Below are 12,254 nucleotides of genomic sequence, written 5' to 3' on the forward strand. Positions count from 1 at the left end.
TGGGCGCAGATTACCGTCAACTCACCGGTGACGAGGCGTGCCGGGGGGAACGGGCCGGCGCGAACCGGACCTCGGCCACCAGCGGCGTCAGCGCGCGCAGCACCGGGAGACGGCCCGCCCGCCACATCAGCCGGGCCGGCAGACCGCCCGCCGCGGCGCACCGCGGCGACGCCGGCACCGGGCCGAGTTCGCGCACCGCCTCGATGCCCGGGTGCACCCCGGCCACCCGCGGCAGTTGGGCACGGTCCAGCGCCCAGCGCACCGGATCCGGCCCCCGGCCGCCCGCCGCGGCGGCCCGGCGGGCCAGCGCCCCCGCCAGTCGTGGCAGGGCGTCAAAGACCAGCACCCCGCCGGGAAACCGCTCCGCACAGGCCGCCAGCAGCGCGCGCACCGCGGGCGGCGGCAGCCGCATCAGCACCCCGGGCGCAGTGACCACGACCCCGCGCCACGGCTCCGGCACCGCGTCCAGCCAGCCGGGATCGGTCACCGCGCAGGCGACCGTGCGGTGCCGGGCGCCGTCCGGGAGCAGCATCCGGCGGGCCGCCGCGGTCCGCGGGGGCACCACCGTCAGCCAGGTGAGCCGCCCGTTGTCCAGCCGCCAGAAGCCGGTGCCGAGCCCCTCGCCGAGCGCGACCACCGTCGCCCGCGGCCACCGCTCCAGGTAGGCGCGTACGGCCGCGTCGAAGAGCCGCCCGCGCCCGCTCGGCTCCCGGGCCGCGCCCCACCCGCCCGGCGCTTCGGATGCGGTCCGCTCGGATTCGGTCACGGGTCAAGAGCACCCGGCGCCGCGCCCCCGGGCAAGCGGACACGGGCCCCGCCGGGCATCCGTCATCCGCGCAGCGCAAGCGCCTGGCCCGCGACGACCAGCAGCACCTGCTCGCACTCCGCGGCGAACGCCGCGTTCAGCCGCCCCAGTTCGTCGCGGAACCGGCGGCCCGCCGCGGTCGCCGGGACCACCCCGGAACCGACCTCGTTGCTCACCGCCACCACCGGCCGGTGCGTCTCCCGCACCGCCGCCACCAGCGCGTCGGTCCGCTCGCGCAGCGCCTGCCGGCCGCCCGCCTCCCAGGTCGCGTCGTCCCACGCCCCGACCTCGTCCATCACCTGCGTCAGCCACAGCGCCAGACAGTCGATGAGCAGCGGCGACACCCCCGTCGGGCGGCCGCCGCCGAGGCGCGCCCCGGGCCCGTGGCCCTCCTCGTCCGTCCAGGCGGCCGGCTCCGCCGCGGCTTCCCACTCCGGACCCGGGACCAGCAGCGGCACCAGGTCGCAGGTCTCGACGGTGCGCCAGCTGCCGGGACGCCGCTCGCGGTGCAGCGCGACCCGGTGCGCCCAGTCCTCGTCGCCGTCCCGGGTGCCCCCGGTGGCCACGTACACCACGTCCGGGAAGGCCGCGAGCCGCCGCTCCGCCTCCACCGACTTGCCGCTGCGCGCCCCGCCCAGCACCAGGGTCCGCCGCGGCAGGTCCGGCACCGCGTGGAACTCCCCGACCAGCAGCGTGCTGCCGTCCGCCACCGCGCGGGCCCCCGCCGCCGCCAGCCTGCGGTGCAGCTCGGGACCCGGCGGCACCTGGTGGTCGAGGTGCACCGCGACCACGTCCGTCGCCGCGTCGACCGCGCCGCTCGCCCGCAGCCTGGCCAGCGCGTCGGGCCGCGCCAGGACGTCCAGCAGCACCAGGTCGTACGGCGGGGCGCCGCCCGGACCCCCGTCACCGCCGCCCGCCGGCCGGCCGCCGTTGCCCAGTCCGGCCGGCGCCGCGCCCGGCGGCAGGTACAGCAGCCGCTCGCCGTCGGCGCCGGAGATCTCGTAGCCGGTGCCCGGGACGTCCACCGCGGTGGCCCTCACCCGGTGCCCGTCGAGCAGCGCCAGCTCCCGCCCGTCCGCGACCCGGGCCGGCTGTGGCAGTCCGGCGGGCACCTCCATCACCGGGCCGTCGTGCGGATGCGAGAGCAGCACCTGCCGTACGCCCGCCAGCGACCGGCCGGCCCGGGCGGCGGCGAAGGCCGGGCCCGGCGTCAGGTCGATCATCAGCGCGCCGTCGACGAGCAGCGCGGTCGCCGCCCGCGCCTCGTCGCCGACGGCGGTCGCGCAGGCGGCACACGGGCAGCCGGGGCGCGGCAGCCCCTGCGGGGCCCCGGTGCCGAGGAGAGTCACATCCACACCGCCGAGTTTCTCGCGTCCGTCCCGGGCGGGCGCGGCGGGGGCGGACTCGACACGGCCGTTAGGCTGCCGATCAGCACGGAAGCACGGCACCGCGGGGTGTGTCAGGTCGCGCCCCGCGGTGGCACAGATTCGTACCCGGTGGGATCCAGGAGGCGCACATGGCGTGGACGTGGCGGTTCGAGAAGGCCGACGGTTCGGAGGCGGCGCCGGCCGTGCAACCGGAGGAGTTCACCACCCAGGGCGACGCGGAGTCCTGGATCGGCGAGGAGTGGAAGGCCCTCCTGGAGGGCGGCGTCGACCAGGTCAGGCTCTTCGAGGACGGCACCGAGATCTACCCGGGCCCCATGAGCCTGCACGCGGACGCGGAGGGCTGAGCCCCGACGACGCGGCGGGGCACCGAACGACGTGTGGCCGGGCCCGTTCGGGCCCGGCCACACGTCACAAAGCATCCCGCCGCGCCGGCGCGTCACCACGACGGCGAGGGGCTGGGGGCACCTCCCAGCGTTGGCCGGGGGAGGAACGACCGGCCGCCGCAACCCCCGCGTACGACACGGCTACGGCCGCTGCCCCCGCTTCACCTGCGGCTTGGGCAGCCTCAGCCGCCGCATCTGCAGCGTGCGCATCACCGCGTACGCCTTCACGCCCTTGAGGTTCTCGTTCGGGAAGCGCTCCTGCAGCCGCTTGCCGAGCCGGAACCAGATCAGCACCGAGTCGAGCACGATCAGCACGATGATCACGAGCCACAGCAGCAGCGCGATGCTCTGGATGGACGGCACCCGGATCATGGTGAGCACCAGGATCACCACGGCCATCGGCAGGAAGAACTCGGCGACGCACCAGCGGGAGTCGACGAAGTCCCGCGCGAACCGGCGCACGGGTCCCTTGTCGCGCACCGGCAGATACCGCTCGTCGCCGCTGGCCATCGCCTCGCGCTGGCGGGCCATGTCGGCGCGGCGGGCCTCGCGCTGGGCCTTCGCCGCGTCCTTGCGGTTGGCCGGCGTATGCGCGCGGGAGCGGCGCTGCGACTGCGCGTCGCTGCGTTTGGGCGTCGGGCGGCCCTTGGGGGCCTGCGGATCGCGGGGCTGCTGGGGCTGGTCCGCGGTCACCTTGGCGGTCGCGGCCTGCTCATCCTTCGAACGGCTTCGGAACACAACACCCAAGGGTACGTGCTCGGCGCGGGTGGGCCACGGTCCGACGGGGCACGATCCGGCAACGGAGCCCCGGGCACCCGGCGCCCGGCCGCGCCCACATCCCCGCCCTACCAGGACACAGCGGGCGGTGTACCCCTTGTCCGGACTCTCCCTACTCCTTGCGCGGGAGAGGACGGGCCGCCGATCGTCCTGGAGGAGGAGCGCATCCGGGCGCGAACAGTGCGGTAATGGAACCAGGGCCCGTACTGTGGGGTCTGTAGATGTGCTGGAGCCTAAGCCCGAGGTGACTCGGTCAGAAGGGGGCGCGCGAGGCCCATGAGCGATGGTGTCATGAAGCGGATGGGGATGATCTTCCGCGCGAAGGCCAACAAGGCCCTGGACCGGGCCGAAGACCCGCGCGAGACCCTCGACTACTCGTACCAGAAGCAGCTGGAGCTGCTGCAGAAGGTACGCCGCGGCGTCGCCGACGTGGCGACCTCCCGCAAGCGCCTGGAGCTGCAGCTCAACCAGCTCCAGGGCCAGTCCGCCAAGCTGGAGGACCAGGGCCGCAAGGCGCTGGCGCTCGGCCGCGAGGACCTGGCCCGCGAGGCGCTGAGCCGGCGCAGCGCGCTGCAGCAGCAGGTCACCGACCTGGAGACGCAGCACCAGACGCTGCAGGGCGAGGAGGAGAAGCTCACGCTCGCCGCGCAGCGGCTGCAGGCCAAGGTCGACGCCTTCCGTACGAAGAAGGAGACGATCAAGGCCACCTACACGGCCGCCCAGGCGCAGACCCGGATTGGCGAGGCCTTCTCCGGCATCTCCGAGGAGATGGGCGACGTCGGCATGGCCATCCAGCGTGCGGAGGACAAGACCGCACAGCTGCAGGCCAGGGCCGGTGCCCTCGACGAGCTGATGGCCTCCGGCGCGCTGGACGACCCGTCCGGCATGGCCAAGGACGACATCACCGCCGAGCTGGACCGGCTCTCCGGCGGCAGCGACGTCGAACTGGAGCTGCAGCGGATGAAGGCCGAGCTCGCGGGCGGTTCCTCGGCCGGACAGCAGGCCATCGAGAGCGGCCAGAACGGCGAGGGGCAGTCCGCCCCGCAGCAGGACCGGCCGCGTTTCGACAAGCAGTGACGACGGGCGGCGGATAGCCTCGCAGGGATCGTCGGACCGGACCAAGGGAGACCGTCGTGATCGTACGGATCATGGGGGAGGGCCAGGTGAAGCTGGACGATGCCCACTTCGCCGAGCTCAACAAGCTGGACGATGAGCTGCTCGCCGAGATGGAGAGCGGCGACGAAGCAGGTTTCCAGCGCACCCTCGGCGCCCTCCTGGACGCGGTGCGCCGGCTCGGCTCGCCGCTCCCCGACGACGCCCTCGCACCGTCCGAACTCATCCTGCCGTCCCCGGACGCCTCCCTCGAAGAGGTCCGGGAGATGCTCAGCGACGACGGCCTCATCCCGGGCTGAGCGCCGGTCCGCTCAGGTCACTCCACTCCAGCGCACAGCGCCCCGGCCCCTCGGCGGACCGGGGCGCTACCGTTTGCTCTTGTGAGCCTCCTCGATCCCCGCCCGGACGCGCCCCGCGCCGGCCGCTTCCAGTGGCACCGGACGCATCCGCTCGCCTTCGACGCCGTCCTGGCGGTGGCCGTCCTCGTGTGTATCCTGTGCGGCCCGGTGGCCGGTCCGCACGGCCCGCACGCCCCCCGGCTCGGCACCGGCCACCTGTCCGCCGCGACCGCGGTGCCGGCCGCGCTGGCCTGCGCCGCCCTGGTCCTGCGCCGCCGGCTGCCCCGCACCGTCCTGGCCGTCACCGGCGGCTGCACCCTCGTCGAGCTGCTCGCCCGCTCCGGCGACCCCGGCGCCCCCGTGGCCGCCTCCGCGGTGATCGCCCTCTACACCCTGGCCTCGCGCACCGACCGGCCCACCACCTGGCGGGTCGGCGCGCTGACCATCGCCCTGCTGACGGCCGCCGCGATGCTCTACGGCCCCCGGCCCTGGTACGCGCAGGAGAACATCGCCCTCTTCGCCTGGACGGGCATGGCGGCGGCCGCCGGCGACGCGGTCCGCAGCCGCCGGGCCGTCGTCGACGCCATCCGCGAGCGCGCCGAGCGCGCCGAGCGCACCCGCGAGGAGGAGGCCCGGCGCCGGGTCGCCGAGGAGCGCCTGCGGATCGCCCGTGAGCTGCACGACGTCGTCGCCCACCACATCGCCCTGGTCAACGTCCAGGCCGGGGTGGCCTCGCACGTCATGGACAGCCGGCCCGACCAGGCCAAGCAGGCGCTGGCGCACGTCCGGGAGGCGTCCCGTTCGGCGCTGGAGGAACTCCGCACCACCGTCGGCCTGTTGCGGCAGTCCGACGACCCCAAGGCGCCGACCGAGCCCGCGCCGGGCCTCGGCGTCCTCGACCAGCTCGTCGACGGGTTCGTCCGCGCCGGCCTCCCCGTCGACCTGGAGATCCCGCACCCGCCCCGGCAGCTGCCCGCCTCCGTCGACCTCACCGCCTACCGCGTGGTCCAGGAAGCCCTGACCAACGTCCACAAGCACGCCGGTGAGGGGGCCCGCGCCACGGTGCGGATCCTGCACTCCGACACCGCGCTGACCGTCACCGTCCTGGACGACGGCGCGGGCCGGGCCGGCATCCCGCGGCAGAAGGGCGGCGACCGGCCGCCCGTGGAGCCGGGCGGGCCCGGCGAGCCGGAGGACAGCGGCGGCGGCCACGGCCTGATCGGGATGCGCGAGCGGGTCTTCGCCCTGCGCGGCACGGTCGTGACCGGCCCGCGCGCGGCCGGCGGCTTCCAGGTGCGGGTCACCCTTCCGCTGCAGACCGCCCGTACGGGGGAGACGACATGACGATCAAGGTGCTGCTCGCCGACGACCAGGCGCTGCTGCGCAGCGCGTTCCGGGTGCTGGTCGACTCCGAACCCGACATGCGGGTGGTGGGGGAGGCGTCCGACGGTGCCCGGGCGTACGAGCTGACCCGCGCGCAGCGTCCCGACGTCGTCCTGATGGACATCCGGATGCCCGGGGTGGACGGCCTGGCGGCCACCCGCATGATCAGCGAGGACCCGGAGCTCACCGACGTCCGGGTGGTCATCCTGACGACCTTCGAGGTCGACGACTATGTCGTGCAGTCGCTGCGGGCCGGTGCCAGCGGCTTCCTCGGCAAGGGCGCCGAGCCGGACGAGATGCTGGGCGCGATCCGGATCGCGGCGGCCGGCGAGGCGCTGCTGTCGCCCGTCGCGACCAAGGGCCTGATCGCCAAGTTCCTCGCGCAGGGCGGCAGCACGGCGGAGGGCGGGCCCGGCGGCGCGGGAACCGAGCGGCTGGCGACGCTGACCGGCCGCGAGCGCGAGGTGCTGACCCTGGTGGCGGGCGGCCTGTCCAACGACGAGATCGCCGAACAGCTCGCGGTCAGCCCGCTCACCGTCAAGACGCATGTCAACCGGGCCATGGCCAAGCTGGGCGCCCGCGACCGCGCCCAGCTGGTGGTCATCGCCTACGAATCGGGACTCGTACGCCCACGGGTGCAGTGAAGGTGGAGCGCCCCGTACTCCCAACGCGGTACGGGCGGCGGCCGGAAACCGACCTGCGAGCGAGGAAATCCGGCCAGGACATGGCGGAAGGTGTAGGTGGGCCCGGGAAAGGCCCCGCCGACCGTTTCAGAACAGAAGAGAGACCCCACCCATGTCCTGGCTGTCCCGACTCAGCCTCGTACAACGGGGCCTGATAGCGCTGATGTCGATCGTGGCGATCGCCTTCGGCGCCATCGCGATCCCGCAGCTCAAGCAGCAGCTCCTGCCGTCCATCGAACTCCCGATGGTGTCCGTGCTGGCCCCCTACCAGGGCGCCTCCCCGGACGTCGTCGAGAAGCAGGTCATCGAGCCCCTGGAGGACGGCGTCCAGGGCGTCGACGGCATCAAGTCCGTCACCTCGACGTCGAGCGAGGGCTCGGGCGTCATCATGGCGCAGTTCGACTACGGCAACGACTCCAAGCGCCTGGTCGCCGACGTCCAGCAGGCGGTGAACCGCGCCCGCGCCAAGCTGCCCAAGGACGTCGACCCGCAGGTGGTGTCCGGCTCGACCGACGACATCCCCACCGTGGTCCTCGCCGTCTCCTCCGACTCCAAGGACCAGCAGACGCTGGCCGACCAGCTCAACCGCGGCGTCGTGCCGGACCTGAAGAACATCGACGGCGTCAGCCAGGTCACCGTGGACGGCGTCCAGGACCGGATCGTGGCGGTCACCCCCGACGACAAGAAGCTCGCCGCCGCCGGGCTGAACGCCCAGTCGCTGGGCCAGGCGCTGCAGAACGGCGGGACGTCGGTGCCCGCGGGATCGTTCTCCGAGGACGGCCGGAGCAAGACCGTCCAGGTCGGCGCCGGTTTCACCTCCGTCGCGCAGATCAAGGACCTGCGGCTCGCCCCGTCGGCGGGCGGCGCCTCCGCGGGCGGTGACGCCTCCGCGGGCGGCGGCGCGTCCGCCGGCGGTGCCCCCTCCGCCGGCGGCGGTCCGTCTGCGGGCGGGCGTCCGGGCGGCGCGGTCCGCCTCGGCGATGTCGCCACCGTCAAGGAGGAGCAGGCCACCCCGACCTCCCTGACCCGCACCAACGGCAAGCCCAGCCTCGCCGTGAACGTGACGATGGACAAGGACGGCAGCGCGGTCGCCATCTCCGACGCCGTCAAGGACAAGCTCTCCACGATCCGTCAGGACCTGGGCAAGGGCACCCACGTCACGGTCGCCTCCGACCAGGGCCCGCAGGTCTCCAAGTCGATCGACTCGCTGACCACCGAGGGCCTGCTCGGCCTCGCCATGGCGGTCATCGTCATCCTGGTCTTCCTGCTCAGCCTGCGCTCCACGCTGGTGACCGCGGTCTCCATCCCGCTCTCGGTCGTCATCACCCTGATCGTGCTGTGGACCGGCGACCTCTCCCTCAACATGCTCACCCTCGGCGCGCTGACCATCGCGATCGGCCGCGTCGTCGACGACTCCATCGTCGTCCTGGAGAACATCAAGCGGCACCTGGGCTACGGCGAGGAGCGCCGCGAGGCCATCCTCAACGCGGTCAAGGAGGTCTCCGGAGCGGTCACCTCCTCCACCCTCACCACGGTCGCGGTCTTCCTCCCGATCGGGGTGGTCGGCGGCATGGTCGGCGCCCTGTTCGGCTCCTTCTCGGTGACGGTGACCGTCGCCCTGCTCTCCTCCCTGATCGTCTCCCTGACCGTCGTCCCGGTGCTGTCCTACTGGTTCCTGCGGGCCCCGCGGATCCCCGAGGGCACCACCGCGGACGACCTGCGCCGGGCGGCCGAGGAGAAGGAGGCCAAGAGCCCCCTCCAGCGCTTCTACGTCCCGGTCCTGCGGTTCGCCACCCGCCGCCGGCTCACCAGCCTGGGCATCGCCGTGGTGATCCTCCTCGGCACCTTCGCCATGGGCCCCCTGCTCAAGACCAACTTCCTCGACCAGGGCGCCCAGGACACCCTCACCCTCAAGCAGGAGCTCAAGCCCGGCACCAGCCTGGGCGCGGCCGACAAGCAGGCCGAGCGGGTCGAGAAGGTGCTCGCGGCCAACGACGACATCGCCGACTACCAGGTCACCGTCGGCTCCTCCGGCTTCATGGCGGCCTTCGGCGGCGGCACCGGCGCCAACCAGGCCTCCTACCAGCTCAAGCTGAAGGACTCCGCGGACTCCGACAAGGTCACCGACGCGCTGCGCGCCGACCTCGACAAGCTCGGCAAGTCCATCGGCGACACCAGCTTCGCCACCGGCGGCGGCTTCGGCAGCCAGGACCTGAGCGTGGTCGTCAAGGCCGGTGACGCCGGTGTCCTGAAGACGGCCAGTGAGCAGGTCCGCAAGACCGTCGCCGGCCTCGACGACGTCACCGACGTCCAGAGCGACCTCTCCCAGAGCGTCCCCCGGATCTCCGTGAAGCCCAACGCCAAGGCGGCCGCGGCCGGTTACGACCAGGCTTCGCTCGGCGCGGCGGTGACCCAGGCGGTCCGCGGCACCACCAGCGGCAAGGCCGTCCTGGGCGACACCGAGCGGGACATCGTCGTCAAGTCGGCCCACCCGGCCACCACCGAGGACGAGCTGAAGAACCTGACCGTCCCGACCCCGTCCGGCCCGGCGAAGCTCAGCAGCCTGGCCACCGTGCGGACCGTCCCCGGCCCGGTCCAGATGACCCGGATCGACGGCGCCCGCTCGGCGACCATCACCGCCAAGCCGACCGGCGACAACACCGGCGCGGTCAGCACCCAGCTGCAGCAGAAGATCGACGCGCTGAAGCTGCCGGACGGCGCCACCGCCACGATCGGCGGCGTCTCCCAGGACCAGTCCGACGCGTTCTCCTCGCTCGGCCTGGCGATGCTGGCGGCCATCGCCATCGTCTTCATGCTCCTGGTGGCCACCTTCCGCTCCCTGATCCAGCCGATGATCCTCCTCGTCTCGATCCCGTTCGCGGCGACCGGCGCGATCGGCCTGCTGGTCGCCACCGGTACCCCGCTGGGCGTCCCGGCGATGATCGGCATGCTGATGCTGATCGGCATCGTGGTCACCAACGCCATCGTGCTGATCGACCTCATCAACCAGTACCGCTCGCAGGGTTACGGCGTCGTCGAGGCGGTCGTCGAGGGCGGCCGCCACCGCCTCCGCCCCATCCTGATGACGGCACTGGCCACCATCATGGCGCTGCTCCCGATGGCCCTGTCCATCACCGGCGACGGCGGCTTCATCTCCCAGCCGCTCGCCGTGGTCGTGATCGGCGGTCTGATCACCTCCACCCTGCTCACCCTCCTCCTCGTCCCGACGCTCTACGCGATGATCGAGCTCCGCAAGGAGCGCCGGGCCGAGAAGAAGGCGGCGAAGCGCTCCGGCAAGAACGGCCCGCAGACCGAGGAGAACGACCGCGCCCCGGAGCCGGCCGGCGTCTGACACCGACCCGGAGAGATCCCGGAGCAGAAACGATGCCCCCGCAAGCACCCGCTTGCGGGGGCATCGTGCCGGGCATCGGACCCTGGGGCGGCCGGACCGCCCCACGACCGACCACACCGGAAAAAGGGGGGCCGCGATGGGAAAGCACGGTGACGGCAAGGGCGGCGCGGACGGCGACCGGCAGCAGAGCCCGAAGGAATCCGACGGCCGGTGGACCAAGCCGGTGACCGACCCGCCGAAGAAGAAGTAGGGGCGGCGCCATGTCCTCGCCGGGCCGGCTGGTGGAAATCCTGCACAACAAGGGTGAGTTGCCCCCGGAATGGGCCCCGACGGTCGCCGCCGTCGACCGCGCGCACTTCGTCCCGGACACCTTCGAGGTGGCCGACCGCACGGTCTCCCGCTCCGCGGACGAGCCCGAGTGGCGCCGGATGGTCTACGCCGACCTGCCCCTGATCACCCAGCACAACGACGGCCGGCGCGCGGCGGACGAGGTGGCCTTCCCCACCTGCTCGACCTCCATGCCCTCCCTCATGCTGGCGATGGCCGCGGTCGTCCGGGACGGCGACGCGGTCCTGGAGGTCGGCACCGGCACCGGCTACCACGCCGCCTGGCTCGCCCACCGCCTCGGCGGGGACCGTACGACCACGATCGAGACCGACAAGGCCCTGCACGACATCGCCCGGGACAACCTCGCCCGGGCGGGCCTGCACCCCCACACGGAGTGCGGCGACGGCCTGGCGGGCGTCCCCGCGCGGGCCCCCTTCGACCGGATCATCGCGACCTGCACGGTCCGCGACATCCCCTACGCCTGGGTGGAACAGACCGCACCGGGCGGCACGATCCTCACCCCATGGGGCTCCTCGTTCCACTCCTACTCGTTCGCGACCCTGACCGTCCAGGACGGACAGGCAACCGGCCGCTTCTCCGGCCGCCCCGCCTTCATGTGGGCCCGCCAGCAGCGCCGCTCCTACGGCCGCATCCGCGACTGGTACCACGGTGAGCAGGGCGACCGCGGCACAACCAGCCTCGACCCCCGCGTACTGGAGCAGAACCCGGACGCCCGCTTCGCCGTCGGCCTGCGGGTACGCGACGCCTGGCCCCTGCTGTGCCCCGCCGACGACGGCAGCGACGAGGCCACCTACTGGCTCTTCGACGACGCCCGCACCTCCTGGGCCACCGTCGAATACGTCCCCGGCCACGGCACCTACGAGACCGAACAGCACGGCCCGCGCCGCCTGTGGCACGAGGTGGAATCCGCCTACCGCGCCTGGACCGCCGAGGGCAGCCCCACCCGCGACCGCTACCGCATCACGGTCACCCCCGACGGCCAGCACGTGTCCCTGTGACGGCCCGCGCGGTACGCGTTCGGCGGCACATCTCTCGCCGATCTCCGCGGACGGTGGTTACGTGACCTGTGCCGTCCGACCGACGAAAGGTGAGCGAGCGTGCCGTCCGTCCCACGCCGCAAGGCCGCCCCCGTGGCCGCCGCCGCACTCGCCTGCGCACTGACCTGCGCGGCCGCCCCGCCCGCCGCATCGAGCGACGTCCGCGTCCGCGTCGCCGTCACCGGCGGCCCCTACACCGCCAGCGTGGGACTCGTCATCACCGGCCCCCGCACACTCCTCGGCGGCTACTACTGCGCCGCCGACGGCCTCGCCCCCACCCCCCTCACCGCCCTGGTCGACGCCGACGAGCAGTACGGACTGGGCGGCGTACAGGCCCGCTGGGACGCGTCCACCCAGGACTTCGTCGTCACCCGTATCCACGGCGACGCCGCCGACGGCAAGAAAAAGTGGAACGCCTACATCAACGAGGAAAAAATCAAAAAGGGCCCCTGCCACACCCCCATCAAGGGCGGCGACAAAATCCGCTGGACCCTGGAGTAACCCAAAAGCGATGGCCCGCCCCCACCCACCTGATCCTCACCCACCCACGGGAGGGGACGGGCCGGAGGGGCCTGGTGTGGGGACGTAAAGCGAAGCAGTCCACACACCAGGCCCCGCAGGCCCGTCACCGCACCCACAGCCCCGCG

Annotated in this window: 11 protein-coding genes; 8 read left to right on the top strand and 3 right to left on the bottom strand. The window is 73.3% G+C overall.

Annotated features, from left to right (window positions below):
• Nucleotides 1-16: 16 nt before the first annotated feature.
• Nucleotides 17-766, bottom strand: a complete 750-nt coding sequence (locus K7396_RS26335; protein ID WP_086720766.1) for a class I SAM-dependent methyltransferase — start codon at nt 764-766, stop codon at nt 17-19.
• A gap of 62 nt (nt 767-828) precedes the next feature.
• Nucleotides 829-2,160: a bifunctional adenosylcobinamide kinase/adenosylcobinamide-phosphate guanylyltransferase gene (locus K7396_RS26340; protein ID WP_086720765.1), complete on the bottom strand. Its 1,332-nt coding sequence runs from the start codon at nt 2,158-2,160 to the stop codon at nt 829-831.
• 161 nt (nt 2,161-2,321) lie between these two features.
• On the opposite strand from K7396_RS26340, the gene K7396_RS26345 reads away from it, so the two are divergent.
• Entirely contained in the window at nt 2,322-2,537 is a 216-nt protein-coding gene (locus K7396_RS26345; RefSeq protein WP_086720764.1) for a hypothetical protein, read from the top strand.
• Between the two features lie 180 nt (nt 2,538-2,717).
• Here K7396_RS26345 and K7396_RS26350 read toward each other — a convergent pair whose 3' ends face one another.
• Complete coding sequence (locus K7396_RS26350) at nt 2,718-3,314, bottom strand: DUF3043 domain-containing protein (protein ID WP_086720763.1); 597 nt, start codon at nt 3,312-3,314, stop codon at nt 2,718-2,720.
• Nucleotides 3,315-3,629: 315 nt separating this feature from the next.
• Between K7396_RS26350 and K7396_RS26355 the strand changes: the two genes are divergently transcribed.
• From K7396_RS26355 to K7396_RS26385, 7 genes are all read left to right on the top strand, one after another.
• Nucleotides 3,630-4,430, top strand: coding sequence for a PspA/IM30 family protein (locus K7396_RS26355; RefSeq protein ID WP_086720762.1), 801 nt, complete (start codon nt 3,630-3,632; stop codon nt 4,428-4,430).
• Between the two features lie 56 nt (nt 4,431-4,486).
• On the top strand, nt 4,487-4,765 hold the full coding sequence (gene pspAA, locus K7396_RS26360; RefSeq protein ID WP_086720761.1) for a PspA-associated protein PspAA: 279 nt from the start codon (nt 4,487-4,489) through the stop codon (nt 4,763-4,765).
• An 81-nt stretch (nt 4,766-4,846) separates the two neighbouring features.
• Entirely contained in the window at nt 4,847-6,148 is a 1,302-nt protein-coding gene (locus K7396_RS26365; protein ID WP_086720760.1) for a sensor histidine kinase, read from the top strand.
• A complete protein-coding gene (locus tag K7396_RS26370; RefSeq protein WP_086720759.1) occupies nt 6,145-6,831 on the top strand; it encodes a response regulator in 687 nt (228 codons plus the stop codon). The genes K7396_RS26365 and K7396_RS26370 overlap by 4 nt, the downstream gene beginning before the upstream one ends.
• A 151-nt stretch (nt 6,832-6,982) precedes the next feature.
• Nucleotides 6,983-10,222, top strand: coding sequence for an efflux RND transporter permease subunit (locus K7396_RS26375; RefSeq protein ID WP_086720758.1), 3,240 nt, complete (start codon nt 6,983-6,985; stop codon nt 10,220-10,222).
• Nucleotides 10,223-10,482: 260 nt separating this feature from the next.
• The gene (locus K7396_RS26380; protein ID WP_086720757.1) at nt 10,483-11,568 is read left to right on the top strand and encodes a methyltransferase domain-containing protein; all 1,086 of its coding nucleotides are present in this window, start codon (nt 10,483-10,485) and stop codon (nt 11,566-11,568) included.
• 99 nt (nt 11,569-11,667) lie between these two features.
• Nucleotides 11,668-12,108, top strand: coding sequence for a hypothetical protein (locus tag K7396_RS26385; RefSeq protein WP_086720756.1), 441 nt, complete (start codon nt 11,668-11,670; stop codon nt 12,106-12,108).
• Nucleotides 12,109-12,254: the final 146 nt, after the last annotated feature.

The organism is Streptomyces angustmyceticus, assembly GCF_019933235.1.
Taxonomy (GTDB): domain Bacteria; phylum Actinomycetota; class Actinomycetes; order Streptomycetales; family Streptomycetaceae; genus Streptomyces; species Streptomyces angustmyceticus.